Raw genomic sequence first — 25,766 nt, 5'->3', positions numbered from 1 at the left:
CTCGAAATCTGGCCCCGGCTTCGTTACGATTTAGTAACGCGAACCGCCTACAAGCGGGACGCAAGGGGCATGCGCCTCCGGCGGGTTTCGTCGGGATGTCGGTGCGGCCCTGTCGGCTTTGGAGACGACACCATGGGGACGCGTACCCGCGAGGACTACCGCAGCATCACCGGCCCGGAAAAGGCCGCGATTCTGCTGATGTCGCTCGGCGAGCAGCAGGCCGCCGCCCTGTTCGGACAGATGGACGACGAGGAGATCAAGGAGATCTCCCAGGTGATGGCCGGCCTCGGCATGGTGTCCTCGAACATCGTCGAGCGGCTGTTCGTTGAGTTCGCCGAGCAGGTGTCCTCCACCGGCTCGCTGGTCGGCTCCATGGATTCGACCCAGCGTCTGCTCGCCAAGGTCCTGGGCGAGGACCGTGTCGAAGACATCATGGAGGAGATCCGCGGTCCGGCGGGTCGCACCATGTGGGACAAGCTGGCGAATGTCAGCGAACAGGTCCTGGCGAACTACCTGAAGAACGAATACCCGCAGACCGTGGCCGTGATTCTCGGCAAGATCAGCCAGATGCATGCCGCCAAGGTACTGGCCACCCTGCCCGAGAACTTCGCCATGGAAGTCGTCATGCGCATGCTGCGCATGGAGGCGGTGAATAAGGAGATCGAGAAGGACGTCGAACGCGTGCTGCGCACCGAGTTCATGTCCAACCTCGCCCGCACCAACCGCCGCGACAGCCACGAGATGATGGCCGAGATCTTCAACAGCCTGGACCGCGCCACCGAGAGCCGATTCCTGTCGGCCCTGGAGGAGCGCAACAAGGACAGCGCCGAGAAGATCCGCTCGCTGATGTTCACCTTCGAGGACCTGAACCGCCTCGACCCGGCCGGCGTGCAGACCCTGCTGCGCGCGGTGGACAAGGACAAGCTCACCATCGCGCTCAAGGGCGCGTCGGAAGAGCTGCGCGACCTGTTCTTCGGCAACATGTCCGAACGCGCCGCCAAGCTGATGCGCGAAGACATGCAGGCGCTCGGCCCCCTGCGCCTCAAGGACGTGGAAGACGCGCAGACCGCCATGGTGCAGTCGGCCAAGGACCTGGCCGACCGCGGCGAGATCGTCCTCGGCGGCTCCAGCGGCGACGACCAGCTCGTCTACTGATCGCCGACGGGCATACCGCCCGCCGCCCTCGCCATCGCCCCACGCTTCTGGCATAGTCCGCGGCCCCGTTCCCCCAGACGGATATCTCCATGGCCCGCGCGCCCGACACCGCCAAGCGCCTCGACACCCAGGTCGATGGCGCCTACAGCATCGACGTCTCCAACGTGGACGCCACCGTGCTGCTGCGCATCACGGCGATGGCCTTCCGCCACCACTGGCGCATGACCGTGGCCGTGGTCACGACCGTGCTCGGCGGGATCTTCCAGCTCATGGTGCCGCAGTATCTCGGCCAGGCCGTGGATCAGGCCCAGGGGCTGCTGCGCAATGCCGCCGCCGGGGTCTCCGACCAGGGCGCGGCGGAGGCGGCCCTGCTGACCACCGCGCTGCTGCTGCTGGGCGCCGCCGTCCTGCGCGGCGTCTTCACCATGCTGCACAACTACCAGGGCGAAGCGGTCGGCCAGCTCATCGGCTACCGGCTGCGGCTCGACTATTACCGCCAGCTCCAGCGGCTCAGCCTGTCCTGGCACGACCGGGTGCATACCGGCGACCTGATGACCCGCGGCATCCTCGATATCGAGGGCGTGCGGCTGTGGGTCGATACCGGGATCCTGCGCAGCGTGCTGCTGACCGTGCTGATCGGCGGCGGCGCGGTAGTGCTGTTCCGCAACGACCCGATCCTGGCCTGCGTCGCCCTGAGCTTCGTGCCGATCGTCGGCATCCGTGCTTCCATCGCCCGCCTGAAGCTCCGCGACACCTGGATCGCGCTGCAGGACAAGATGTCCGAACTGACCAACGTGATGGAGGAGAACCTCGGCGGCATCCGCGTGGTCCGCGCCTTCGCCGCCCAGGCGTTCGAGCTCACCCGCTACGACAAGATCTCCGCCGAGGGCCTCGCCATCGCCAGCCGCCGGGTGCGGCTGTTCGTGCTGTCCACCACCCAGATGACCTTCGTCTATTTCCTGGCGATGGGCCTGACCCTGTGGGTCGGCGGCACCAAGGTGGCGGCGGGCGAGATCACCCTGGGCCAGCTCACCGAGGCCCTGGCCTTCATGCTGATCCTGCAGATGCCGGTGCGGCAGATCGGCTGGATGATCAACTCCATCGCCCGGGCCTCGACCTGCGGCGGCCGCCTGTTCAACGTCATCGACCTGGAGCCCTCCATCGCCGACAAGCCCGGCGCCAAGGACCTGGCGCTCACCGAGGGCGTGGTCCGGTTCGAGAACGTAGATTTCAGCTATCCGACCTGGGCCAAGGACGACCGCACCCTGTCCGGCATCGACCTGGAGGCGCGGCCGGGCAAGATGATCGGCATCGTCGGCCCGCCCGGTTCGGGCAAGACGACCATCGCCCAGCTTCTCGGCCGCTACTACGACGTGACCGGCGGGCGCATCACCGTGGACGGCCAGGACATCCGCGACGTGACCCTGTCCTCCCTGCGCGAGGCCGTGGCGATCGTGCAACAGGAGCCGTTCCTGTTCACCGCCAGCATCGACCACAACGTCGCCTATGGCGACCCCTGGGCGGGGCGCTCCAGCATCGAGCGCTCGGCCCAGACGGCGCAGCTCCACAACTACATCAAGGCGCTCCCGAACGACTACCAGACCCTGGTGGGCGAGCGCGGCGTGTCGCTTTCCGGCGGCCAGCGCCAGCGGCTGTCCATCGCCCGCGCCATCCTGCCCGACGCCAAGCTGCTGGTGCTGGACGACAGCACCGCCGCCATCGACGCCGCCACCGAACGGCGCATCCGCGAGTCCCTGAAGGACTATACCAAGGAGCGCGGGGTGATCGTGATCGCCCACCGCCTCTCCTCGCTCATGCATGCCGACGAGATCGTGTTCCTGGAGGCCGGCCGCATCGTCGAACGCGGCGACCATGACAGCCTGATGGCGCACGGCGGCCGCTATGCCCAGCTCTACGAGCTCCAGGCGCGCACCGGCGCGGAACCGAAGACGGGGGCCGCGCAATGACCGCCACGCAGAACCAGCAGGACACCACCCGTCGCGACGCGGGCGAGACGGAGCGGCCGCCGCTGGCCGTGGTCGGCTCGCAGATCAGCCAGGACGAGGAACTGTTCGGCCGCGCCTTCGACCCCTGGGTGGTCAAGCGCTTCATGGCCTACCTGGCCCCCTACAAGCGCCAGCTTCTGATCGGCCTCGGCTGCGTGCTGGCCTTCACCCTCACCCAGCTCACCCTGCCGCTGCTGGTGCGGGCGACCATCGACCATGCCCTGGCGGACGGGGCGAACGACCTGTCGCTGCTGCAGACCTTCGTCATCGCCTTCCTCGGGGTGGTGGTGCTGAACTACGCCGCCAACCATTTCATGGAGACGCTGATCGGCCGGACCGCCCAGCGGCTGCTGTTCGACCTGCGCCGGGCGATGTACGCCCATCTCCAGATCGTCTCCCTCTCCTTCATGGACCGAACCGAGGTCGGCCGGCTGATGTCGCGGCTGCAGGGCGACGTCTATGCGCTGCAGGAATTCCTGGAATCCTCGATCTTCGCCATCGGCGACCTGGTGCTGCTGGTCGGCATCGTGGTGGTGCTGCTGAGCCTGGATCCGGCCCTGGGCGGGCTGACCCTGTCGGTGCTGCCGCTGCTGCTGCTGGTCCGCATCATCTGGCTGCCCCTGGCCCGCAAGGCCTTCATGCGGGCCCGCGAGGCGAGCTCGACTACCAATGCCGCACTGGCCGAGAACGTCCACGGCATCCGCGCGATCCAGGAGCTGCGCCGCGAAGCGGTGAACTTCGACCTGTTCGAGGAGAAGGCGCGCGAGAACCTGGAGGCCCACCTGGCCGCCTCGCGCTACACCAACGTCATGGTGCCGATCGTCGACACCCTGACCGGCTCGGCCATGGCCATCGTCATCCTGGTCGGCGGCTCCATGGTGCTCGACAGCACGCTGGATGTCGGCGTGATGGTCGCCTTCCTGTTCTACGTCCAGCGGTTCTTCGACCCGATCCGCTCGCTGACCCTGCAATACAGCATCATGCAGCGCGCCATGGCCGCCGGGCAGCGGATCTTCGAGGTCATGGACGTGGAGGTCGAGGTGCAGGACGCGCCCGATGCCGAGGATCCGGCCGAGATCGACGGCGCCATCGAGTTCCGCGACGTCACCTTCGGCTACGAGGCGGGCAACCCGATCCTGCGCAACATCACCTTCAAGGTGCAGCCGGGCGAGACCGTCGCCCTGGTCGGCCCGACCGGCTCCGGCAAGACGAGCACCACCGCCCTGGTGCATCGGTTCTACGATGTGTGGGAGGGTCAGGTGATGGTCGGCGGGCGCGACGTGCGCTCGGTAACCCAGGACAGCCTCGGCCGGCATATCGCCATGGTGCTGCAGGAGCCGTTCCTGTTCTCCGCCACCATCGAGGAGAACATCCGCTACGCCAAGACCGGCGCCACCCGGGCCCAGGTCGAGGACGCGGCCACCGCCGTCGGCGCGCATGAGTTCATCATGCGGCTGGAGAACGGCTACGAGACCATGCTGGACCAGCGCGGCTCGAACCTGTCGCTCGGCCAGCGCCAACTCATCAGCTTCGCCCGCGCCCTGCTGGCCGACGCCAAGATCCTGGTGCTCGACGAAGCGACCGCCAGCATCGACAGCTATACCGAGCTGGAGATTCAGCGCGCGCTGGCCCGCCTGCTGAAAGACCGCACCGCCATGGTCATCGCCCACCGGCTGGCGACCATCCGGGGCGCCGACCGGATCATCGTGCTGGAGGGCGGCGAGATCGTCGAACAGGGCAGCCATGACGAACTCATGGCCTCGGGCGGTCTCTACGCGCGGCTGTACCGGATGAACTACGCCTCCTTCGACGACATTCCGGCCGACGAGGTCGCAAAGGCCATCGCGTCCGGCGAGCGGGAGACCTGAGCGGTTGAACCCTGGTCGTCGGCTCCACCCGCCGTTAGTCTCCTGCCAAAGAACACTGAAGGGTTGGAGACGAAGATGAAGTGGAGTGAGCGGCGCGAGCGGTTCCGCGCGGTGCTGGGCGGCAAGTCCTGTGTCTATCCGGGGTCGGTGTTCGACCCGATCTCGGCCCGGATCGCCGAGGAGGTCGGCTTCGAGATCGGCATGTTCGCCGGCTCCGTCGCCTCGATGACCGTGCTGGGCGCCCCCGACCTGATCGTGCTCACCCTCAGCGAGTTCGCCGACCAGGCCGGTCGGATCTGCCGCGCCTCCTCGATCCCCCTGATGGTCGATGCCGATCATGGCTACGGCAACGCGTTGAACGTCCAGCGCACGCTGGAGGAGCTGGAGATCGCCGGCATCTCCGGCATGAGCATCGAGGACACGTTGCTGCCCTACGCCCACCGGTCCGGCGGCAAGACCGCCCTGCTCTCGGTCGAGGAAGCCGTCGGCAAGATGAAGGCGGCGCTGGCGGGCCGGGTCGACAAATCCCTCTCCATCTTCGGGCGCACCAGCGCGTTGGCCGTCACCGGGCTGGACGACTGCATCGCGCGGGTGAAGGCCTATGACGCCGCCGGGGTCGACGCGATCTTCCTGGTCGGCGGCACCGAGAAGTCGGACCTGGAAGCGGTCGCGGCCGAGACCGATCTGCCGATCATGCTGGGCGGCCTGCCGGAAAGCCTGCGCGACGCGGACTGGCTCGCCTCGCTGGGCGTGCGGATCTGCCTGACCGGCCACCAGCCCTTCGCCGCCTCGGTGCAGGCGACCTACGACACGCTGAAGGCGCTGCGCGACGGCACCGCGCCGGCGGATCTGCAGGGCGTGGCCTCGGGCGAGCTGATGAAGCGGGTGACCCGGGACGCCGACTACGCAAGATGGACCAAGGAGTTCCTGGAAGGGTGAGACGGTGGCGGGACGCAGCGCGGCGACATACGGAGTTCTCTGCATTCTCGTCGGAGCGCTGCTCGCCCTCGCCTATGTGAATGCACCCATGCTCCAAACCCTGATCACCAAGCCGTCGATCAACGACATCACGACCGATCTGCTCGATCCGCCGAAGTTCATCTCCACGGACATACCGGCCTATCCGGCCGCCTTCGCCGACAAGCAACGCGAGGGTTATCCGGAGATCGCGCCTCTCATCCTCCCCGACGCGCCCGACGCCGTCTTCCGACGGGCGACCGACGTCGCCATCGACCTGGGCTGGCGCATCCGTCATGCCGAACCCCAGTCCGGTCGGATCGAAGCCGTCGCCACCACATCATTCCTGCGGTTCAAGGACGACGTGGTCGTCCGGCTGCGCCCGCAGGAATCCGGCACAAGGGTCGACATCCGCTCACGCTCCCGGATCGGCCGTCACGACCTCGGCACCAATGCCAGACGGATCCGGGAGTTCTTCAAGCGTCTTCAGCGATAGGAGGCCGCCATGGCCGAGAGCGACTTCGACATCCTCGACGACCGGTTCCGCACCCTGGTGAAGACCGCCGCCAATGTGGAGCGGATCTGGACCGGCGGGCGCTGGGCCGAGGGCCCCGTCTACTTCCCCGCCATGCGCTCGCTGCTGTGGAGCGACATTCCCAACGACCGGATCATGCGCTGGGACGAATGCACCGGCGAGACCGGCGTGTTCCGCGGCAATCACGGGCACTACACCAACGGCCACACGGTCGACCGCCAGGGCCGGCTGGTGAGCTGCGAGCATGGCACCCGTCGGGTCACCCGCACCGAGCATGACGGCAGCATCACCGTCCTGGCCGACAGCTACGACGGCAAGAAGCTGAACAGCCCGAACGATGTGGTCGTGCGCTCCGACGGGTCGATCTGGTTCACCGACCCGGCCTACGGCATCGACAGCGACTACGAGGGCTTCAAGGCACCGCAGGAGCAGGACGGCGACTACGTCTTCCGCCTCGATCCGGACAGCGGCGCCCTGACCGTGGTGGCCGACGACTTCCAGCGGCCCAACGGCCTGGCCTTCTCCGTCGATGAACAGACGCTCTACATCGTCGACAGCGGCTTCAGCCGGTACAAGGACGGCAACCGGCATATCCGCCAATTCGCGGTCAACGCCAATGGCAGCCTGTCCGGCGGCGAGGTGCTGATGACCTGCGAGACCGGGATCTATGACGGCTTCCGCCTGGATACCGAGGGCCGGATCTGGACCAGTGCCGGCACCGGGGTGGAGTGCTACGCCCCCGACGGCACGCTGCTGGGCCGGATCAAGACGCCGGAGCGGGTGGCGAACCTGGTGTTCGGCGGGGCCAAGCGCAACCGCATGTTCATCGCCGGGACGACGTCGATCTATTCGGTGATGCTACCGGTCACGGGGGCCAAGACCTTCTGAGCTCGTCTGCTCGGCCTCCTGCTCGATCTCGTCGCTCTCCAGCGGCTCCTGCGCGACCTCCGAGATCGAGCCGCCGGGGACGGTCGGCTGGCCGGTGACTTTGCGCTCGCGGTGCCAGACATACAGGCCCGCGCCCGCCAACAGGCAGGTGCCGGCGATGGTCCAGAAATCCGGGTAGGAGTCGAAGGCGAAGATTCCGATCAGGGTCGCCCAGATGATCGTGCTGTAGGAGAACGGCGCCAGCACAGAGGCCGAGGCCAGGCTGAAGGCGCGGATCGTCAGGTACTGGCCGGCGGCATGGCAGAAGGCGATGACCACCAGCATCGCCCACTGGGTCGCCGTCGGCATCTCCCAACTGGAAATCCCGAGCGGTGCGATCACCACCATGCCGCTGATCGTCGACCAGATCAGGATCGTCAGCGCGCCTTCCCGGCCCCTCATCGCCCGGGTGATGATCAGACCGCAGGCCCAGCAGAAGGACGACACCAGCGGGATCAGCATCTCCGGCACGAAGGCCACCGTCCCCGGCCGCAGGATCACCATGACGCCGAGGAAGCCCACGCCCACCGCCGCCCAGCGGCGCGCCCCCACCTTCTCGCCGAGAAACGGGATCGACAGCGCCGTCACGTAGAGCGGCGACACGAAGCCGATCGCCGTCGCCGTCTCCAGCGGCAGGGTCCGCATGGCATAGACGAACAGGGTCGCCGAGGCGATCAGCAGCACCCCGCGCAGGATGTGCAGGACCGGCCGCGAGGTGTGGATCGGCCGATGCTTCCAGCGGGCCACCACCACCGGTGCCAGGATCGCGGTGACCAGCAGATAGCGCAGCATGGCGATCCGCTCCGGCGGCATGCCCTGGCTGGCCAGCCCCTTGGCGACACCGTCCATCGCGGTGAACACGAACATGCCCAGCAACAGCAGGGCGATGCCGAGGGCGGGCCGGTCGGCCGGCGGTTCAAACGCTGGAGAACCCGCCATCGACGGAGTGTTCTTATCGTTCATGGACGTCGTTCCGGGGCCGCGCGCCAGCGCCCGACCGGTGGCGGGAAGCCGATGATACCCATGACTTTCACGCCAGAGAAAGTGTCGTGCGCGGATGGCACTTCACGAGCGGGGGTTTCATTGGCTAGATTATAGTTGCCAAGACAACCAATAAGGTCGGGAAACTCGACCATCGGAGGAGACACCATGTCCAGCGAAGCCACTCTCATCATCCGCGGCGGTACGATCGTCGACGGTACCGGCGGCGCCGCCTACGAGGGCGACGTGGCGCTGGCCGGCGACAAGATCCTGGCGGTCGGCGATATCGGCGGCCTCAAGGCGGCCGAGGAGATCGACGCCAAGGACAAGATCGTCACCCCCGGCTTCGTCGACATCCACACCCATTACGACGGTCAGGCGGTCTGGGACCGACACATGGCGCCGTCGGCCTGGCATGGCGTCACCACCGCGGTCATGGGCAATTGCGGCGTCGGCTTCGCCCCCTGCAAGCCGGCCGACCGCGAGAAGCTGGTCGAGCTGATGGAGGGCGTGGAGGACATCCCCGGTCCGGTCATGCACGAGGGGCTGAACTGGCAGTGGGAGACCTTCGGCGAGTATCTCGACACGCTTGACCGCCAGCCGCGCGACATCGATCTGTGCACCCTGCTCCCCCACGCCGCCCTGCGGGTCTACGTGATGGGCGAGCGGGCAATCCAGCACGAGCAGGCCAATCAGGCCGACATCGCCCGGATGCGCGAGCTGACCCGTGAGGCGATGGAAGCCGGCGCCTTCGGGTTCTCCACCTCGCGCACCATCAGCCACAAGACCCTGGCCGGCGACCTCACCCCCACCCTGCGCGCCCATGAGGACGAGCTGACGGGCATCGCCATGGGCATGAAGGAGGCGGGCTCCGGCTTCCTGGAGATCGTCTCCGACTGGAACGAGCCGAGCCCGGAGGGCGAGTTCGCCGTCCTGCGCCGCGTGGTCGAGAAGAGCGGCCGCACGGCGGTGTTCTCCCTCACCCAGCGCCACGACCGACCGGATTTCTGGCGCGACCTGATGCGCATGTCGAACGAGGCCAAGGCCGACGGCCTGTCGATCCGTCCGGTGGCAGCCCCGCGTCCGATCGGCATCCTGCTCGGTTTGGAAGGTAGCCAGAACCCGTTCTCAGGGACGAAGACCTATCGCTCCATCGCCCATCTGCCGCTGGACAAGCGGGTCGAGGCGATGCGCGACCCGGAGGTGCGGGCGAAGATCCTGGCGGACGATCCGATCAAGGAGAGCACCTTCCCCCTGATCCACCGGATCTCGTTCAACAAGATGTTCCGCCTCGGCTCCCCGGCCAATTACGAGCCGCAGCGTGACCAGTCGATCGCCGCCATCGCCGAGCGCGAGGGCCGCACCGCCCAGGAGGTCGCCTACGACGTCTTGCTGGAGCGCGACGGCAAGGCGTTCATCTACACGCCGCTGGTCAATTTCGTGAATTACGACATGTCGACGCCGGAAGCGATGCTGGCCGATCCGAACGTGATCATGGGCCTCGGCGACGGCGGCGCCCATGTGGGCTTCATCCTGGATGCCGGGTTCCCGACCTGGCTGATGAGCTACTGGGGCCGCGACCGCTCGCGCTTCCCCATGGAAGACGTGATCCGGCGCCTCACCTCCGATACCGCCGGCGCGGCCGGCCTGTCCGACCGCGGCGTGCTGAAGGCGGGCAAGAAGGCGGATGTGAACGTCATCGACTGGGATTCGGTCGGGTTTTCCGACCCCTACGTCACCTTCGACCTCCCGGCGGGCGGCAAGCGCCTCCTGCAGAAGTCTAAGGGCTACGCGGCGACCATCGCCGCTGGCGAAGTGACCTACCGGGACGGCTCGCCCACGGGCGCGCTTCCCGGCCGGGTAGTGCGGGGCCAGCGCTGACGCTGTCCCGGACGACTGAAGTGTAACCTCAGACTTCACTCCCCGGTCGCATGCGGCCGGGGAGTTTTTTATCGGCATCTCAGGGACGACGGACGGTCACAGGGACGACGGACGGTCATACGAAGAAGCCGTCGTTGACGTCCTCGGGGGCGACGCCGACAAGTTGGACAGTCGTCGTCGGGTCGACGCGCAGCACCGCGTCGCCCTCAAGCGAGCTTTCCACCGTGACGCCGGCCGAGGTCAGGCCGTCGGCGAAGCCGATGAAATCCGTGCCGGCGCTGAAGCCGTAGACCGTATCGTTGCCGTCGGCCGCACCGACCACGATGAGATCGCTGCCCTCGTTGACCTGGAGGATGTCGTCGCCGTCGCCGCCGACCAGGGTGTCGTTTCCGCCGTCGCCGAAGAGCTGGTCGTTGCCGGCGCCGCCGGAGATCGCATCGTTGCCCAGGTTGCCGAACAGGGAGTCGTCCCCGGTGCCGCCGAGCATCGTGTCGTCGTCCTGGCCGCCGAACATGGTGTCCCGGCCGCCCTCGCCGTACATCAGATCGTCGTCGACATTGCCGAACAGGATGTCGTCGCCCTCGCCGCCGAATTGGGTGTCCTGTCCGTAGCCGCCGCTGATCACCTGACCGCCCTCGCCGCCGGCGATCACCTGATCGCCGGTCAGGTCGCCCAGGGTGACGGTCGAGGCCAGAACGCCGTCGACGCGCACGGTCGTCGTGCCGTAGGTCACGAGCGCGGTGCCGTCCGCATCGGCGCTCAGAACCGCGTCGGTGTCGTCGCCGAAGCGCAGGTAGCCGTTGCCGACCTGGAAGCTGGTGATCGTGTCGTTGCCGTCGGCGCTGTCAAAGACATAAACATTCGGGCCGTTGTTGCCGGCCAGCAGGTCGTCGCCGTCGCCGCCGCTCAGGGTATCGGTGCCGTTGCCGCCGAACAGGGTGTCGTTGCCGAGACCGCCGGACAGCACGTCGATGCCGTTATTGCCGTAAATCAGATCGTCGCCGGCGCCGCCCAGGATCGTGTCCTTCGCCTGGCCGCCATAGGCGATATCGTCCCCGTCGTCGAGATAGAGGACGTCGGAACCCTGGTTGCCGTAGATCAGGTCGTTGCCGGCGCCCGCGCTGACGGTGTCGTTGCCCTGGGCCGCGAGGACGGTGTCGTCCGCGATGGTGCCGAGGATCAGGTCGGAATTGGGGTTGGCCATGTCGATCTCCCTTGATGGTCCGACGCCGTTCCGCGCGTCGCTGCATCAATGACCGGGAGAGCAGCCCCTTATTCCAGTGATTTCACAAAATAATGAATTCTTCTCAAACAAACGGCCGACGCGTCCGCCGGCCGCTGCCCGGACCTGCCTCTTGAAGGCGGTCCCGGGGTCGTATCGGAACGGATCGATCAGTTCAGAAGCTGTTCGGCGCAGGCGGACGCGACGCGGCGTTCGGCCTTGTCGGTGCCCGGCATCGTGGTCCAGCCGGAATCGTTCATGGCCTCGGTGCGCTGATAGGACGGCTTGGCGCGGATCGCCTCGATCTTGGCGGCCCGGTCGCTGTCCTGGCGCGCAAGGTCCACGCAGATCGGCAGCAATGCGGCGGTGACCTCGGCATCGGCCTGCTCGTTGGCCGCGACTTCCGCCTTGCCGGCGGTCATCCATCCGCCGGCAGTGAAGCCGACAATCGTCGCAACGATCGCACCAATCACCACACCAAAAATAACGGGCTTAATCCAACTGGGTAGGTTCATCGTAAATTCCTTATGTCGAGAGACTGTTTTATTTTGTATCTGACGGACAGAGCGGGCTTTTTCAGCCGATTTGTCAAACTATAATTTCTTTTATACATTGATATTTCTATATATATTCTATCCATCGACCTGATATTGCTCGAAAATACCGTCAATGAATTAATATTCCCTGGAGATCGATTTATCGGGCACCGGCATCGAACCCGCCGATGCCCGTGGGTGATACCCGCAAAGCTGTCACATCGCGGGGATAAGCTGTCCGGCAGAACCCTGGGGGCGACCGTGAAGCTGATCCATATCTCCGACATCCATATCCACGACGACAAGATCCTGGGCCAGGCGCCGATCGCCAATTTCACCGCCTGCCTAGCGCATGTCGAAACCCATCACCGCGACGCGGACAAGTTGGTGATCACCGGCGACCTCACCCATCACGGCCAGCGGCATTCCTATGCCCAACTGCGAGAGATCGTCATGGCCTCGCCGCTGGAGCCCCGGCTGCTGCTCGGCAATCACGACGACCGGCGGACCTTCCGCGCCGTGTTCCCCGAAGTCCCGGTGGATTCCTTCGGCTACGTCCAATACGCCGAGGACACTCCGGTCGGCCGGTTTCTGTATCTCGACACCCTCGAGGAAGGCACCCATGCGGGCCGCTACGGCCCGGACAGGCAGGAATGGCTGGCGACGGAACTGGCGCGGGCGCGGGCCGAGCAGATCGGCGTTTACGTCTTCATGCACCACCACCCATGTCCGGTGGGCGCGCGCTCGGCCGACATGATCGGCCTGATGGAAGGCGGGCCGGTGCGGGTCCTGATGGCCCAGTACCGCGATACGATCCGCCACATCTTCTTCGGGCATTGCCATTTCACGCTGTCGGGGTCGGTCTGCGGCATTCCGTTCTCGGCACCGCGCTCCACCAACCACCCCAACGCGCCGGATCTGGGGACCCGAAATGCCATCGGCGTCGGCCCGCTGGCGCCGACCTACAACGTCGTTCTCCTGGGGGTGGAGAGCACCGTGGTCCACACCGTCGATTTCCTGGCCGAACCGGATCTGGAGTGGATCCCGCTGGGCGAGGACGGTTGGATCGACGAGACAGCCGCCGCCGAATAGGTCCCTCGCCGCCGGACAGATGGCCGCTTGGGAAGGGCGCCTGCGGGGCGTAAGCTCGGCGCATGAAAAGAAACCCTCCCCTCCGCCTCGGCCTGATCGGGGCGGGCGCCATCGGCGCCCATGTGATCGAATTCGTCGCCGCCGAACTGGAGGGCCGGATCTCGATCCCAGCCGTCCTCATCCGCACGCCCCGGCCGAGCGCGGCGAACGGGCCGGACTACCTGACCGACCCCAGAGAATTCCATGCCGGTGAGTATGACGTGGTGCTGGAGGGTGCGGGCCATCAGGCGGTGCGCGATCACGTCATCCCGCTGCTCAAGCGCGGGGTCCGGGTGATCGTCACCTCCATCGGCGCCTTCACCGACGACGACCTGTACGCCCGCTGCCGCGCGGCGGCCGAAGAAGGCGGCACGTCGCTCACCCTCGCCTCGGCTGGCATCGGCGCCCTGGACATCCTCTCCGGTGCGGCTGTCGGGGGGCTGGATGCGGTGGAGATGACCGTGCGCAAGGATCCGAGCGCCTGGTACGGCACGGCGGCGCAGGACCTGTTCGATCTGGAGTCCATGACGGCGCCGACGGTGATTTTCGAAGGTTCCGCCCGCGAGGGTGCGGCGACCTATCCGCAGAACGTCAACATCTCGGCGGCGGTCGCCCTGGCCGGGATCGGGCTCGACCGCACGAAGCTGACGATCGTCGCCGACCCCACCATCGAGACCCACATCATCACCGTCACCGCCCGCGGGGCCTTCGGCTCGTTCTCCTTCACCGAGGACGTCGCCGTGGCCGAAGAGAACCGCAAGACCGGAAAGATCGTCGCCATGGCGGTGACCAAGACGGTCAAGCAGCTCGCCAGCGCGGTGCGGATCGGCGGGTGACGGTGCGGGCCGGCAAGCCCACACTTTTCCTTTCGTCATCCCGAACTCGTTTCGGGACCTCATGTGGGGTCGGCTAAGCGAGGTCCCGAAACGAGTTCGGGATGACGAAGGGGATTGGGAACAGCCCCCTACCGCCGCAGCAGATCCTCCACCGCCAGGGCGGTGCCGATCAGCCTGGCGTCCTCGTAGAACCCGCCGACGAGCTGCAGCCCCACCGGCGCGCCGGTGCCGACCGGAACCGGCAGGCTGACCGCCGGCGCCCCGGCGTAATTGGCGAGCGAGGTCAGGTCCGCCTGGTTGAGCGGCACCTGGGCATCGGCGGCGAAGGCGGTCTGCGGCACCGTCGGCAGGATCAGCGCGTCGACCTGGTCGAAGGCCGCATTGATCAGCTCGCCCGCTTCCTCGATCCGGCGGTAGGCCTTCACGTATTTCGACGCCGGCGCATCGCGGCCGTAGCTCAGCATGGCGGTCAGCGTGTCCGACAGCGCCTCCGGGTGATCGCGCCAGACATCCTCCAGCGCCACCGCGCCTTCCGCCTCGATCACCAGCAGCGCGGCGCGGCGCAGCAGCGCCAGATCGCCGAGGCCGAGCTTGATCTGCCGGATGGTCACCCCGCCGGCGCGCAGCCGGTCCATCGCCGCGTCGATCACGCCCTGCACCGCCGGCTCGATCTCGCAGGCATCCACCTCGGCCGGCCAGCCGAGCACCAGGCCCTTCAGGTCCACCGGCTCGGCCTCCACATTGGCCAGCACCGGGAGCGACAGCGCCAGGTCGAAGACCGAGCGGGCGAGCGGCCCCACATGGTCCAGCGTCCAGCACAGCGGCGTCACCCCGGCGGTCGGCAGCAGATCGAAACTCGGCTTGAAGCCGGCCACACCGCAATAGGCCGCCGGAATTCGCACGGAGCCAAGCGTATCGGTGCCCACAGCCAGCGGCACCAGTCCGGCCGCCACCGCCGCCGCCGATCCGCCGGACGACCCGCCCGGCGTGTGGCCGGGGACGGCGGGATTGTCGACCCGGCCGCGATGCGGGTTGTCGCTGGTCGCCCCCAGGGCGGCCTCGTGCATGGCGAGCTTGGCGATCGGGATCGCTCCGGCCTCGCGTAGCCGGGCGGTCACAGCCGAATCCTCGCTCGGCACCCAGGACGTGCCGAGGCCGTTGCTCGTCGGCCGTCCCGCGACGTCGATATTGTCCTTCAGGCCGACCGGAATGCCGTCGAGTTCGGACAGGGTCGCCCCCTCCCCACGCCGGGCATCGCTTTCCAGCGCGGCCGCGAGGACGCTCTCCGCATCCACGTCCCACACCGCGTTCAGGGTGGGGTTCGCGGCCTCGATCGCCTTCAGGTGGGCCGTCACCAAGTCCACGGAGGAAATCGCGCCATCGTCCAGCCCGCCCACCATTTCGGCGAGCGAGAGATCAACCAGTCCCGTCATCGGATATCGGCCATGTTCAGGTGTCCGTTCGTGTCCCCGTCCTGCCCCGCTCTCCCCCCGGGGTCAAGACCTCAGGCGGACACCAGCAGGTCGATCAGGCCGCGTGTGTCGGCCACGGTCTCCAGATCGTCCACCAGGGCGATCAGCCGCTCCGCGTTCTGCGCCGGCAGGCCGCCGCGGCCGTGGGCGATGTTCGCGCGGAACTTCGCCAGATGGGCCTCCCGGCTCATCGGCTTGGCCGGGCTGCCGTAGACCACGTCCACCGCCCGCTCCAGCCGGCGCCCGTCCTTCAGCACGATCGTCACGGTAACCGGTGAGAAGGCGTTGGGGTCCGGGTTGCCGTCGGCCTGCACCGACACCCGCGCGCCGAGATCCAGGGTGGCCGGATCGGCCAGGGCCTCGTCGGTGAAATCGGTGAGGTCCAGCGTGCCTGTCAGCAGCATCCGCGCCGCCGTGTAGGGACCGGAGAGCCGGGCATAGTTGGCCTGCATCCCCTCCTTCACCGGCCGGCCGATCAGCCGGTGGGTCAGCGGCGGCACCGAGGCTTCGACCCGCTCGACCGCGTCGACGGAAAAGCTGTGCTCGGCCAGCAGGGACGAGAGCCCGTCGAGCAGCCCATGGGTCGCCCGGCCGCTGGGGAACGGCTTATGGGCGACCTCGGTGATCCGCCAAACCGTGCCCAGCCCGCCGAGCAGCGCCTCGCGGTCGTAGGCGTCCTCCATGAGCCGCAGATAGCCGTAGGGTCCCTCCAGCGTGCCCCGGGTGCCGGGAATGCCCTGTTCGGCCATGCGCACGGCGACCACGGCGTTGCGGGCACAGAACCCGGCCTGCATGGCGAGCAGCGCCAGTCCCTCGGTATGGGCCTGCATGGTGCCGCCCGCCTGCGCGTAGTACAGGCCGAACGCGTCGAGCAGGCTCTCCCGGTCGAGCCCGGCGATGGCGCCGATGGCGGCCGTCGCCCCGAACCCGCCGGCGGTGGCCGGGCGGAAGAACTTCAGGCCCGTGGTCACCGCGTTGCCGATGGAGGTGGAGACGTCGACGCCGAGCACGATGGCTCGCAGCAGCGCCTTGCCGTCGGTCGCATGGCCCGCCACGCCCCGCGCCTCGACCTCCGCCATCAGGGCGGAGAGCAGGGTCGCCATCGGGTGCAGCACGGCGCCCTCGTGGACGCAGTCGTATTCTGAATTGTGGATCAGAAAGCCGTTCACCGCCGCGGCGGCCGGGGTCGGCAGCGTGCCGCCGAGCCCCCAGATCCGGCCGCCGGCACCGGGCACCGCGCCCTGGTAGCCGTCGATCCAGGCGTCCACGTAGGACGCGCGCGTTCCGGCCACGCCGACGCCGAGACTGTCGAGCAGATAGGTCTTTGCGGCAGTGATGGCGGCGGCCGGTATCGCCTCGAACGGCGTCGAGATCACATGATCCGCAAACCGCTCGATGGCATCCCTGACGTCTTCCGGCATCGCCGCCTCCCGCTCGATAATCGAGCAAGCAGATTATCGGGGAATGATCGCCGCGTCCCGCCGGGATCGCATCGGGCGGAGGGGGGTCAGCAACACGCCGAGTGGGACATAATCGCCTGTGACCCATCGTTACTGAAGCAATAGGTCTTCCCATCGTGAACCAAGGCGTTCCCAAAGTTCTGCACCACCTCCTCGTTCGCCCCGCCATAAACGCCCGACGCCAGGCCGTTCGAGTCCTGGCCGATTCGCACGTACGTAACCCTCACATGACAGCTATCGGTCGCGCAGGTCAGGCTTCGGGCCTCGCGGTACCGCACGTTTCTGGCAAGGGAGCTTTCAAAGGCACGGAGAAAGTCGCCGGCATTGAACAAGCGCACATCGATCTTGGAGTCGGGGTGACAGTTCTTCACCGTAACCGTGGCGCCCAAGGCGCCGCCCATCGGCAGGACAAGGGAAACAAATAGAATCCAGAATAAACGCATTATCATTGATCTCCAGTGAGGCACACATGAGGGTGCCAACAGCCACACCCTTGTGCATTGGACCGCACTTGACCAGCCAATTCGGCAATTCTGGATTGTGTTCGGCTATACCCCGCCTCCCTCTGCGGCTGTGGACGTGACCCGGCCTTCACCGGGTCACGCCAGACGTCAGGGACCGGTCACTCGCCCGCCTCGGGGTTCGGCGTAGGGATGTGGCCGTGCCCGTGACTGTGCCCAGGCGCGTGCTCGTGCTCCGGCCGGTTCTCCTTGGCCTGCTTCAGCTCGGCGACCGACTGGGTCAGGATCTGATAGGCCGAGCGCAGGAACAGGCCGGACATAAACAGGGCGACGATCACGTCGGGCCAGCCGGTACCGCTCCACCAGACCAGGCCGGCGGCAACCACGACGGCCGCGTTGCCAATGGCGTCGTTGCGCGAGCACAGCCAGACGGAGCGCACATTGGCGTCGCCGTCGCGCCAGTTGAACAGGATCGCCACGCTGGCGAGATTGGCCACCATAGCGAGAATGCCGATGCCGCTCATCACGGCGGCGTCGGGAACGCCCAGCACGAAGACCTGATAGACCGTGGTCGCGAACACGCCCACCCCCATCACCGCCAGGGACAGGCCCTTGCCGAAAGCCGCCCAGGCGCGCCAGGAGGCGGCCTTGCCGATCACCCACAGGCTCACCGCATAGGTCAGGCTGTCGGCCAGGAAGTCGAGACTGTCCGCGGTCAGGGCCATCGAGCCGGCGAACGCACCGCCGCCCAGTTCGACCACGAACATCGCCGCGTTGATCAGCACCACCGCGATCAGGGCGCGCTTGTAGGCGGCCGACATGCCGTCGAAAGCGACACCGTGGTCATGTCCACAGCATCCGGACATCAATCACCTCCAGGTTGCCCCGACGGTGACCCTCCCTGCCCGGCCTCGCAACCGTGCGCGTTAGGATATAACGGTGCGCGCGACGCCCCGGGACGCGCGCTTGCGGAACGGATGGGATTACTTGAACAGTCGGGCCGCGGTCTTCGACGAAAGGTCGACCCGGGCCAGGCAGTCGCCCAGGCGCTCCTCGCCGCGCTCGCAGTCGAGAAAGCTGTTGACCAGAACCTCGCCGATCTTATCGCATTGGATCCCGGCAAGATTGACGATCAGGACGCTCGTCTTGTTCGGACGGATCGGTGCCAGATCCATGGCGATGCGGTTCTGAATCACCCCGTCGGTGTCGAAAACCAGAACCTCCATGTTGAAGGCCGTGAAGGTCTGCTCCGCCGGGTTACGGACGACGATATAGGACCGACAGGCGTTCTCAGCCGGTTCGAGTTTGTTGAGTTCGATTCCGATTCGCGCCTCGTCGGCGCTCGCCGGCGCGGCCGCGGCGAGGCCGATCAGCACGGCGGCGGCGGAGAAAATGCGAGCGGTCATCCCCATGGCGTCCTCCATTCAAGGTGGGCAAGCGATAGCCGGAAATCGTGTCATTCTCAAGGCGTTCCGGACTCCGAAGACGGCTAGGCCGGGTCGCGATTCGCGAGTAAAAACAGATGCTACCGACCTTTTCCGCAAATGTAGGATAAATTTAATTCTTGCGCGGTTCGCCACCTGATTGAGACTCTCAGGGTAGTACTCCAGTCACTCATTGGTGCGCCCCCATGGCTCTGATCAACGGTACCGACGCCTCCGAAACCATCATCGGCACGATCGACAGCGACAGTATCCTGGGCAACGCAGGCAATGATTTCATCCAGGGCCTGAACGCCAACGACCTGCTGTATGGCAACGGCGACAGCGACACGATCCAGGGCAATGCCGGAGACGACACGCTGTTCGGCGGCCAGGACAACGACGCGCTGTCGGGCAGCCAGGGCCAGGACCTTGTCTACGGCAATGCGGGCGACGACACGGTCTTCGGTGGCGACGCGATCGACTCGCTGTATGGCGGCCAGGGCAACGACGTTCTGAGCGGCGGCGTCGGCAACGATATTATCCAGGGCAATGCCGGCAACGACACCCTCTCCGGGAACGGCAACGACGACCTCATGTACGGCGGCGCCGGTATCGACCGGATGAGCGGAGGGACGGGCAACGATACGATGTCCGGCGGCGACGACGGCGACTACATGTCCGGCGACGACGGCGACGACCTGATCTACGGAAACAAAGGGTCCGACGTGATCTTCGGCGGCGCCGGGGTCGACAGCCTGTATGGCGGGCAGGACAACGACGAGGTCTATGCCGACGCGTCCTCCAGCACCAGCACCGATGCCGATGTCCTCTACGGCAATTTCGGCAACGATACGCTGGTCGGTTCCTACGGCGACAACACGCTTTTTGGCGGGCAGGACAACGACGTGATTTCGGGATCGCGCGGCAACGACGTGCTGTACGGCAACAAGGGCGACGATGTTCTGAACGGCACCGTCTCCGGCTCCGACACGCTCGTGGCCGATGCCGACACGCTTTACGGCGGCAGCGGGCTGGACACCTTCGTCGTCGACGGCGACCAGCAGAACTATGCCGAGATCGACGTCATCGCCGATTTCGTGGTCGGCGAGTTCATCGACGTCTCCGGAGCCTTCGCCTCCGGCGTGTCCGGGTCGACCCTGTACATGCAGCTCATCGACGACGGAAACGACATGCTGCTGAAGATCGATCCCGATACAGCCGGCTCGACCTACGACTACAGCGATGCCGTGCGCCTCGTGGGTGTTCAGGATATCGGCCTGACCGATATCAATTTCATCTTTTGACGCCTGGAATGATCCCAAACTCCAGCAAGTACCGCGCATAATCGATTGAATTTAACCTTCTTACTCTCCTAAAATTACTGTGTGGGGATGAAGGGGCTTCTTTCCGAAGCCTTGAGTCGGTGGGACGACAATGTCCGATGAAGAACGGCTGAGCGATCTCGATCGCCGCAGCCTCAGAATACTTGCGCGATCCAGCAGGTCGGCCGCGTCGGCGACGCGACTCAGCGAACGCTTGGAGCGTGCGGCGGAGTCCGGTCTGCGCCACGACTACGAGAAGGCGGGGCAGACCTTCGACAGCCTTCCGGCCGAAGACCGAATGCTGATCAGCGCTAAAGCCCAGAAACAGGCCACGACAGAGCGGGAGGTCCTGCATCGGCGCAAACGCGTCTCGCGGGCGACCGAGACCGCTGCGGCCGGCGCCGACCCGCTGCCCGTCGATGCGGATGCGCCGCTTCAATGGCAACCCATTTTTGAGCCCGCCGCCGTCGCGATCGACACACCCCCGCCGCCACGCCGGCGACGCAGGCCGGCGGCACAGCCTCCCGCAGACGCGGCCCAGGACGACGGGGCCGGCACGACCTGGAAGCTGGGGGCGATCCCCGGCAACCCGAAGCTGCCGAAGGCCGGCAAGGCGCCCAAGCCCTCCGTTGTGAAGGCAGCCCCCCAGCCGGCCGACGACTGGGAGGACGAGCAGAAGGACTGGGACTGGCGCAAACTCCCGGACGATCCGGTGCTCAACGGCGGCCGCAAGAAAGCGGCGGCCGTGGATCCGGTGGAGGTGCTGCGCCGGGAGATGCTCGGCCTGGATGCCAAATACGGCAAGCGCTGACCCGTCTCGGCCCCGTCCCGCTCAATAGCTGCGCGGCAGACCCAGCACCCGCTCGGCGATGAAGCACTTGATCAGCTCCGGCGAGACCGGGGCGATCCGGGTGATCAGCACCTCCCGGAAATACCGCTCCACGTCGTATTCCGCCGCATAGCCCATCCCGCCGAGGGTCATCACCGCCCGCTCGCAGGCCCGGAACGCCGCCTCGCCGGCCAGATACTTCGCGGAATTGGCCTCGGCGCCGCAGGGCGCGCCGGAATCGTAGAGGGCCGCCGCCTTCAGCACCATCAGCCAGGCCGCTTCCAGCGCCATCCAGCACTCGGCCAGCGGATGCTGGATCGCCTGGTTCTGGCCGATCTTCCGGCCGAAGACCTCGCGTTCCTTGGCATAGGCAGTGGCGGCCTCCAGGGCCTGCCGTCCGACGCCGATGGCCTCGGCGGCGATCAGGATGCGTTCGGGGTTCAGGCCGTGCAGCAGGCAGCGGAATCCCTGCCCCTCCTCGCCGATCCGGTCCTCCGCGGGGACTTCCAGCCCGTCGATGAACAGCATGTTGGAGTCGACCGCGTGGCGACCCATCTTGTCGATCGCCCGGACTTCCACCTTGCTGCGGTCGAGCGGCGCGTAGAACAGGGTCAGCCCGTCGGTCGGCTTCGCTCCCTCCTCCATCGGGCTGGTGCGGGCGATGATCAGCACCCGGTCCGCCTCCTGGGCGGTAGAGGTCCAGATCTTGCGGCCGGTGATCCGGTAGACGTCGCCGTCTCGCTCGGCCCGGGTCTTCAGCCGGCCCGTGTCCAGGCCCGAGTCCGGCTCCGTCACGCCGAAGCAGCCCCGCTCCTCCCCCGCGATCAGCGGCGGCAAGAAACGCTGGCGCTGCTCGGGCGTGCCGAAGACGACCACCGGGTGCAGACCGAAGATGTTGATATGGATCGACGACGCAGCCGCCATCGCACCGGGCGAATGCGCCACCCGTTCCATCATCAGCGCCGCCTCGGTCACGCCCAGACCGGCGCCGCCGACCTCCTCGGGCATGGCGATGCCGAGCCAGCCGCCCTCCGCCATCGCGCCGGCGAACTCGTGCGGGAAGACGGCCGTCGCATCCTTGTCGCGCCAATAGGCGGCATCGAACCGGTCGACCACCCGGCCCACGGCGGCGACCAGCTCCTCCTGATCCGGGGTCAGCATGAAACTCACAGCGTCGGCCTCCGGTGGAACCACGGGCGGGCCTCTTCCAGCTGAGCGGCCAGGCGGAACAGCAGGTCCTCGCGGCCGAACCCGGCGCCGACATGAATGCCGATGGGCAGGCCATGGGGCGACCAGCAGAGCGGCACCGACATGGCGGGGCAGCCGGTCATGTTGAAAAACTGGGTCACGGGCATCCTCTGCCAGACATCCTCAAGAAAGCCGTCCGCCGTGCCGCAATCGGTGCGGATCTCGCCGATCTCGGCCGGCGGCTGGGCCAGGGTGGTGGAGATCAGCACGTCGTAGCCCTCGAAGAAAGCAGCGAACCGGCGGCCGAGCTGGTGAAAGGTCTGGATCGCCCCGGCATAGTCGGCGGCCGTCAGCTCGCCCGCCCGCTCGGCGAAGGCCCGGGTGATGGGCTCGACATCGTCGTCCTGCGGTGCGCGCCCGAGCTGGGCGTAGCGGGCGTCCAGGGCGAGCTTCTGGTTCGGCGCAATCGCCGCGATCATCGCCGGACCGAGGATCTCGAGTTCGACCTCCGGATGCGCCTCCTCCACCGCGTGCCCGAGCCCCTGCAGCAGGTCGACGGCGTCGAGGACGGCGGCCTTGTTCACCGGGTCGAGGGGCTGACCGCCGAGGCCGGTCACATGATAGGCGACCCGCAGGCGGCCCGGATCGGCGCCTACTTCCTGCAGATATGGCCGTTTCGGCGGCGGGCAGGCATAGGGATCGCCCGGCTCCGCCCCCTGGGTGGCGTCCAGCATGGCGGCACTGTCGCGCACGCTGCGGGAGATCACATGCTGGGAGGCGAGCCCGGCCCAGCCCTCGCCGACGAACGGTCCGAACGGATTGCGCCCCCGGGTCGGCTTCAAGCCGAACAGCCCGCAATTGGCCGCCGGAATCCGGATCGATCCGCCGCCGTCGCTGCCATGGCCCATGGGCACGATGCCGGCCGCCACCGCCGCGGCCGTCCCGCCGGAGGATCCGCCGGCCGAGCGCTTCAGGTTCCAGGGATTGCGGGTCGGCCCGAAGGCCTGGGTCTCGGTGGAGATGCTGATGCCGAATTCCGACGTGGTGGTCCGCGCGATCGGGATCGCGCCGGTCTCTTTCACCCGCGTCGTGTGGGTGAAGTCGGTCGGTGCGATGAAGCCCTTATAGAGATTCGAGCCCGCTTCCGCCGGCCAGCCCTCCTGCCAGCATCCCAGGTCCTTGAAGACGAAGGGCACGCCGGCGAAGGGCCCCTTGCCCTGGGGGCCGGCCGCCTGGGCGCGCGCCACGTCGTCGCGTCGGGCGACGATGGCGTTGATTTTCGGCTCCACCGCATCGACACGGGCCAGCGCGGCCTCGACGACCTCGGCGGCGGAGACCTTGCCGTCGCGGATCAGCGTCGCCAGGCCGAGCGCGTCCCGGTCGACATACTCCTCGAAGGACAGCATGGATCAGATCTCCGGCCGCTTGTCGGCCCAGGGTTCCGCCTGTTCCACCTGGGCGGCGAGCCGCAGCAGCAGGTCCTCCCGCCCGAACGCGGCACCCATATGGATGCCGATGGGCAGCCCGTCCGTGCTCCAGGCCAGCGGCAGGGACATGGCCGGGGTCCCGGTCATGTTGGCCAGCGGGGTGACCGGCATGTCGTCGACGAGTGCCGAGATGAAATCGTCCAGCTCGCGCTCGTCCTGGCGCAGGAAGCCCAGCGGCCGCGGCGGGTTGCGCAGCACGGTCGACAGCATGACGTCGTAACTCTCGTAGAAGGCGGCGAGCTGGCGGCCGGCCTTGTGGATCGCGGCAACGGCGGCGGCATAGTCGGCGGCCATCCGCTCGCGCCCATGCTTCGCCCAGGCCCAGGTCACCTTCTCCAGCCCCTCCCCGTCCGGGTCCCTGTCGAGCTGCCTGTAGCGTGCCGAGATGCCGACCCAAAGATTGCCGGCGATGATCACCGTCAGCGCATCCCGCAGGGCGTCGGTATCGACCTGCGGCATCGCCTCCTCCACCTCGTGGCCGAGATCGGCGAACAGCTTGGCCGCGGCCTCGGCGGCGGCCTTGTTCTCCGGGTGCAGCGGCGTGCCGTCCAGGCCGGTCAGGTGCAGGGCGACCCGCAGCTTGCCCGGGTCGCGACCGACCTCCGCCAGATACGGACCTTCGGGAGCTGGAGCGGCATAGGGATCGCCCGGCGCCGGCCCCTGGGTGGCGTCGAGCAGGGCGGCGCTGTCGCGCACGCTGCGGCTGACCACATGACCGGTCGCCAAACCTGACCAGCCCTCGCCCACCACCGGACCGGCCGGGTTGCGCGCCCGGGTCGGCTTCAGGCCGAACAGACCGCAGTTGGCCGCCGGAATGCGGATCGAACCGCCGCCGTCGGTCGCATGGGCCACGGGCACGATGCCCGCCGCCACCGCCGCCGCGGCCCCGCCGGAGGACCCGCCGGCGGAATGGTCGAGGTTCCAGGGATTGCGGGTTGGACCGTTCGCCACCGGCTCGGTGGTCCAGGAGATGCCGAGCTCCGGCGTGTTGGTGCGCCCGAAAATGACGAGCCCGGCTTCCTCCACCCGTTCGGTATAGGTGAAGTCGATCGGCCCGACGAAGTCCTTCCACAGTCGCGAGCCGTTGCCCATGCTCACCCCGGCCTGCATCGCGCCGAGATCCTTGAGCAGGAACGGCACCCCGGCCAGGGGACCCTCGGGCAGGCCGGCGGCGACCCGGCCGCGGGCGGCGCCGTCGTTGCGGGACACGATGGCGTTGATCGTCGGGTTGACCGCGTCCGCCCGCTCCAGCGCCGAGTCCAGCACGTCGCTGGCGCTGACCTCGCCCTCGCGGATCAGTTCCGCCAGGCCGAGGGCATCATGGGTCATGTACTCGGCGAATGCGGCCATGGGGATCTCCGGAAGGTGGGCGGCAAAAAGGAATGGGCGGGACTCTCGCCCCGCCCATGTTCGCCTCAGTCCCGCCGGACTTCAACCGCGTGCGGTCCCAGCGCGCCGGGGATCGGGCGTCACTCCATGGTGCCGCGGATCGGATAGCCGTCCTTGCCGAGCTTCAGGCCGCGCACCACCCAGTCGAGTTCAGGCCGCACGAAGGGGGCGTTGGCGATCTCAACGATCTGCAGCTTGCCCTCCGGCGTGGTGACGAACAGGGCCGGCTCCGGAAACGGCCGATCAGTCTCCGCATCGCTGCGCGGGGAGGAGATATAGAGGCCGAGTTCGCGCATCTGCGCCACGCTGAGGTCGTAGCCGACCGGCATGGTCAGCCCGACCTCCTTGGCGAAGGCCTCGGCCTTCTCCTTCGGGTCGCCGGAGACCGCCACCACCTCGGCGCCGAGCTCGGCGAACTCCGCCAGTTTGGCCTCGACCTTGCCGAGATAGGCCTTGCAGATCGGACAATGCAGGCCGCGATAGACAAAGATCGCCTGCCAGCCCTCGCGTTTGCCGCCCAGGACCGTCTCGCCGCCGCCGACGGCCGGCAGCCGCACCTCAGGCAGATCGCTGCCGGCCGGAAGTTTCTCGCTCATTCCATGACCCTCTCTGGATTGGGGAATCGTGCATCGATCCCTCCCTAATGCAGTGGACGGGTTCGAGGATACGCCGGCAATAAACGCTTTCGTTAAGAGACCA

Annotated in this window: 23 protein-coding genes; 11 read left to right on the top strand and 12 right to left on the bottom strand. The window is 67.3% G+C overall.

Annotated elements, in window-relative coordinates; genetic code table 11:
* Positions 1-132 precede the first annotated feature (132 nt).
* The 6 genes from fliG (at position 133) to T8K17_RS16850 (ending at position 7,409) form a co-directional block, all read left to right on the top strand.
* Entirely contained in the window at positions 133-1,155 is a 1,023-nt protein-coding gene (gene fliG, locus T8K17_RS16875) for a flagellar motor switch protein FliG (protein ID WP_322330903.1), read from the top strand.
* 89 nt (positions 1,156-1,244) lie between these two features.
* Entirely contained in the window at positions 1,245-3,122 is a 1,878-nt protein-coding gene (locus tag T8K17_RS16870) for an ABC transporter ATP-binding protein (protein ID WP_322330902.1), read from the top strand.
* The gene (locus T8K17_RS16865) at positions 3,119-5,029 is read left to right on the top strand and encodes an ABC transporter ATP-binding protein (RefSeq protein WP_322330901.1); all 1,911 of its coding nucleotides are present in this window, start codon (positions 3,119-3,121) and stop codon (positions 5,027-5,029) included. The genes T8K17_RS16870 and T8K17_RS16865 overlap by 4 nt, the downstream gene beginning before the upstream one ends.
* A gap of 75 nt (positions 5,030-5,104) precedes the next feature.
* Complete coding sequence (locus tag T8K17_RS16860) at positions 5,105-5,968, top strand: isocitrate lyase/PEP mutase family protein (protein WP_322330900.1); 864 nt, start codon at positions 5,105-5,107, stop codon at positions 5,966-5,968.
* Between the two features lie 4 nt (positions 5,969-5,972).
* Entirely contained in the window at positions 5,973-6,482 is a 510-nt protein-coding gene (locus tag T8K17_RS16855; RefSeq protein ID WP_322330899.1) for a DUF1499 domain-containing protein, read from the top strand.
* A gap of 9 nt (positions 6,483-6,491) precedes the next feature.
* Positions 6,492-7,409, top strand: a complete 918-nt coding sequence (locus T8K17_RS16850) for an SMP-30/gluconolactonase/LRE family protein (RefSeq protein WP_322330898.1) — start codon at positions 6,492-6,494, stop codon at positions 7,407-7,409.
* On the opposite strand, the gene T8K17_RS16845 is transcribed toward T8K17_RS16850, so the two are convergent.
* A complete protein-coding gene (locus tag T8K17_RS16845) occupies positions 7,380-8,411 on the bottom strand; it encodes a DMT family transporter (protein ID WP_322330897.1) in 1,032 nt (343 codons plus the stop codon). The two genes, T8K17_RS16850 and T8K17_RS16845, sit on opposite strands and share 30 nt — an antisense overlap.
* A gap of 186 nt (positions 8,412-8,597) precedes the next feature.
* Here T8K17_RS16845 and T8K17_RS16840 point away from each other — a divergent pair, with 186 nt between their 5' ends.
* Positions 8,598-10,310 carry an N-acyl-D-amino-acid deacylase family protein gene (locus T8K17_RS16840; protein WP_322330896.1) on the top strand — a complete coding sequence of 571 codons (1,713 nt, stop codon included), beginning with the start codon at positions 8,598-8,600 and terminating at the stop codon, positions 10,308-10,310.
* 115 nt (positions 10,311-10,425) lie between these two features.
* On the opposite strand, the gene T8K17_RS16835 is transcribed toward T8K17_RS16840, so the two are convergent.
* Together T8K17_RS16835 and T8K17_RS16830 are read right to left on the bottom strand one after the other, a co-directional pair.
* Complete coding sequence (locus T8K17_RS16835) at positions 10,426-11,514, bottom strand: calcium-binding protein (protein ID WP_322330895.1); 1,089 nt, start codon at positions 11,512-11,514, stop codon at positions 10,426-10,428.
* Between the two features lie 188 nt (positions 11,515-11,702).
* On the bottom strand, positions 11,703-11,954 hold the full coding sequence (locus tag T8K17_RS16830) for a hypothetical protein (protein ID WP_322330894.1): 252 nt from the start codon (positions 11,952-11,954) through the stop codon (positions 11,703-11,705).
* 375 nt (positions 11,955-12,329) lie between these two features.
* Between T8K17_RS16830 and T8K17_RS16825 the strand changes: the two genes are divergently transcribed.
* Both T8K17_RS16825 and T8K17_RS16820 read left to right on the top strand, forming a co-directional pair.
* Positions 12,330-13,160: a metallophosphoesterase gene (locus T8K17_RS16825; protein ID WP_322330893.1), complete on the top strand. Its 831-nt coding sequence runs from the start codon at positions 12,330-12,332 to the stop codon at positions 13,158-13,160.
* A 62-nt stretch (positions 13,161-13,222) separates the two neighbouring features.
* Positions 13,223-14,035: an aspartate dehydrogenase gene (locus T8K17_RS16820; protein ID WP_322330892.1), complete on the top strand. Its 813-nt coding sequence runs from the start codon at positions 13,223-13,225 to the stop codon at positions 14,033-14,035.
* 128 nt (positions 14,036-14,163) lie between these two features.
* Here the strand turns inward: T8K17_RS16820 and T8K17_RS16815 are convergent, their stop codons facing one another.
* The 5 genes from T8K17_RS16815 to T8K17_RS16795 all read right to left on the bottom strand — a co-directional run bounded on the left by T8K17_RS16815 (position 14,164) and on the right by T8K17_RS16795 (position 18,834).
* Positions 14,164-15,468: an amidase gene (locus T8K17_RS16815; protein ID WP_322330891.1), complete on the bottom strand. Its 1,305-nt coding sequence runs from the start codon at positions 15,466-15,468 to the stop codon at positions 14,164-14,166.
* Between the two features lie 71 nt (positions 15,469-15,539).
* A complete protein-coding gene (locus T8K17_RS16810; protein WP_322330890.1) occupies positions 15,540-16,928 on the bottom strand; it encodes an MmgE/PrpD family protein in 1,389 nt (462 codons plus the stop codon).
* 86 nt (positions 16,929-17,014) lie between these two features.
* Positions 17,015-17,410 (bottom strand): hypothetical protein, encoded by a 396-nt coding sequence (locus T8K17_RS16805; protein ID WP_322330889.1) that lies wholly within the window; start codon positions 17,408-17,410, stop codon positions 17,015-17,017.
* 179 nt (positions 17,411-17,589) lie between these two features.
* Complete coding sequence (locus T8K17_RS16800) at positions 17,590-18,294, bottom strand: cation transporter (RefSeq protein ID WP_322330888.1); 705 nt, start codon at positions 18,292-18,294, stop codon at positions 17,590-17,592.
* A 117-nt stretch (positions 18,295-18,411) separates the two neighbouring features.
* On the bottom strand, positions 18,412-18,834 hold the full coding sequence (locus T8K17_RS16795) for a Tat pathway signal protein (protein ID WP_322330887.1): 423 nt from the start codon (positions 18,832-18,834) through the stop codon (positions 18,412-18,414).
* A gap of 224 nt (positions 18,835-19,058) precedes the next feature.
* Here T8K17_RS16795 and T8K17_RS16790 point away from each other — a divergent pair, with 224 nt between their 5' ends.
* Together T8K17_RS16790 and T8K17_RS16785 are read left to right on the top strand one after the other, a co-directional pair.
* A complete protein-coding gene (locus T8K17_RS16790) occupies positions 19,059-20,156 on the top strand; it encodes a calcium-binding protein (protein ID WP_322330886.1) in 1,098 nt (365 codons plus the stop codon).
* A 130-nt stretch (positions 20,157-20,286) separates the two neighbouring features.
* The gene (locus T8K17_RS16785) at positions 20,287-20,985 is read left to right on the top strand and encodes a hypothetical protein (RefSeq protein ID WP_322330885.1); all 699 of its coding nucleotides are present in this window, start codon (positions 20,287-20,289) and stop codon (positions 20,983-20,985) included.
* Positions 20,986-21,006: 21 nt separating this feature from the next.
* On the opposite strand, the gene T8K17_RS16780 is transcribed toward T8K17_RS16785, so the two are convergent.
* The 4 genes from T8K17_RS16780 to T8K17_RS16765 form a co-directional block, all read right to left on the bottom strand.
* Positions 21,007-22,164 (bottom strand): acyl-CoA dehydrogenase family protein, encoded by a 1,158-nt coding sequence (locus tag T8K17_RS16780; RefSeq protein ID WP_322334975.1) that lies wholly within the window; start codon positions 22,162-22,164, stop codon positions 21,007-21,009.
* Between the two features lie 5 nt (positions 22,165-22,169).
* A complete protein-coding gene (locus tag T8K17_RS16775; RefSeq protein ID WP_322330884.1) occupies positions 22,170-23,597 on the bottom strand; it encodes an amidase in 1,428 nt (475 codons plus the stop codon).
* A 3-nt stretch (positions 23,598-23,600) separates the two neighbouring features.
* On the bottom strand, positions 23,601-25,028 hold the full coding sequence (locus T8K17_RS16770; protein WP_322330883.1) for an amidase: 1,428 nt from the start codon (positions 25,026-25,028) through the stop codon (positions 23,601-23,603).
* A gap of 119 nt (positions 25,029-25,147) precedes the next feature.
* Positions 25,148-25,663 (bottom strand): peroxiredoxin-like family protein, encoded by a 516-nt coding sequence (locus tag T8K17_RS16765; protein ID WP_322330882.1) that lies wholly within the window; start codon positions 25,661-25,663, stop codon positions 25,148-25,150.
* Positions 25,664-25,766: the final 103 nt, after the last annotated feature.

The organism is Thalassobaculum sp. OXR-137 (genome assembly GCF_034377285.1).
Classification (GTDB): Bacteria; Pseudomonadota; Alphaproteobacteria; order Thalassobaculales; family Thalassobaculaceae; genus Thalassobaculum.
Note: the sequence above shows the minus strand (reverse complement) of the source record. Positions and strands in the feature narration are given on the sequence as shown.

What these genes read in the sequence shown, in the direction of transcription:
- T8K17_RS16815 (WP_322330891.1), bottom strand. Translation starts at nt 15,468, where the DNA reads ATGACGGGACTGGTTGATCTCTCGCTCGCCGAAATGGTGGGCGGGCTG.
- T8K17_RS16765 (WP_322330882.1), bottom strand. Translation starts at nt 25,663, where the DNA reads ATGAGCGAGAAACTTCCGGCCGGCAGCGATCTGCCTGAGGTGCGGCTG.
- T8K17_RS16830 (WP_322330894.1), bottom strand. Translation starts at nt 11,954, where the DNA reads ATGACCGCCGGCAAGGCGGAAGTCGCGGCCAACGAGCAGGCCGATGCC.
- T8K17_RS16785 (WP_322330885.1), top strand. Translation starts at nt 20,287, where the DNA reads ATGTCCGATGAAGAACGGCTGAGCGATCTCGATCGCCGCAGCCTCAGA.
- T8K17_RS16835 (WP_322330895.1), bottom strand. Translation starts at nt 11,514, where the DNA reads ATGGCCAACCCCAATTCCGACCTGATCCTCGGCACCATCGCGGACGAC.
- T8K17_RS16790 (WP_322330886.1), top strand. Translation starts at nt 19,059, where the DNA reads ATGGCTCTGATCAACGGTACCGACGCCTCCGAAACCATCATCGGCACG.
- T8K17_RS16845 (WP_322330897.1), bottom strand. Translation starts at nt 8,411, where the DNA reads ATGAACGATAAGAACACTCCGTCGATGGCGGGTTCTCCAGCGTTTGAA.
- T8K17_RS16850 (WP_322330898.1), top strand. Translation starts at nt 6,492, where the DNA reads ATGGCCGAGAGCGACTTCGACATCCTCGACGACCGGTTCCGCACCCTG.
- T8K17_RS16800 (WP_322330888.1), bottom strand. Translation starts at nt 18,294, where the DNA reads ATGTCCGGATGCTGTGGACATGACCACGGTGTCGCTTTCGACGGCATG.
- T8K17_RS16770 (WP_322330883.1), bottom strand. Translation starts at nt 25,028, where the DNA reads ATGGCCGCATTCGCCGAGTACATGACCCATGATGCCCTCGGCCTGGCG.
- T8K17_RS16780 (WP_322334975.1), bottom strand. Translation starts at nt 22,164, where the DNA reads ATGCTGACCCCGGATCAGGAGGAGCTGGTCGCCGCCGTGGGCCGGGTG.
- T8K17_RS16805 (WP_322330889.1), bottom strand. Translation starts at nt 17,410, where the DNA reads ATGCGTTTATTCTGGATTCTATTTGTTTCCCTTGTCCTGCCGATGGGC.
- T8K17_RS16795 (WP_322330887.1), bottom strand. Translation starts at nt 18,834, where the DNA reads ATGACCGCTCGCATTTTCTCCGCCGCCGCCGTGCTGATCGGCCTCGCC.
- T8K17_RS16870 (WP_322330902.1), top strand. Translation starts at nt 1,245, where the DNA reads ATGGCCCGCGCGCCCGACACCGCCAAGCGCCTCGACACCCAGGTCGAT.
- T8K17_RS16840 (WP_322330896.1), top strand. Translation starts at nt 8,598, where the DNA reads ATGTCCAGCGAAGCCACTCTCATCATCCGCGGCGGTACGATCGTCGAC.
- T8K17_RS16860 (WP_322330900.1), top strand. Translation starts at nt 5,105, where the DNA reads ATGAAGTGGAGTGAGCGGCGCGAGCGGTTCCGCGCGGTGCTGGGCGGC.
- fliG (WP_322330903.1), top strand. Translation starts at nt 133, where the DNA reads ATGGGGACGCGTACCCGCGAGGACTACCGCAGCATCACCGGCCCGGAA.
- T8K17_RS16810 (WP_322330890.1), bottom strand. Translation starts at nt 16,928, where the DNA reads ATGCCGGAAGACGTCAGGGATGCCATCGAGCGGTTTGCGGATCATGTG.
- T8K17_RS16865 (WP_322330901.1), top strand. Translation starts at nt 3,119, where the DNA reads ATGACCGCCACGCAGAACCAGCAGGACACCACCCGTCGCGACGCGGGC.
- T8K17_RS16775 (WP_322330884.1), bottom strand. Translation starts at nt 23,597, where the DNA reads ATGCTGTCCTTCGAGGAGTATGTCGACCGGGACGCGCTCGGCCTGGCG.
- T8K17_RS16820 (WP_322330892.1), top strand. Translation starts at nt 13,223, where the DNA reads ATGAAAAGAAACCCTCCCCTCCGCCTCGGCCTGATCGGGGCGGGCGCC.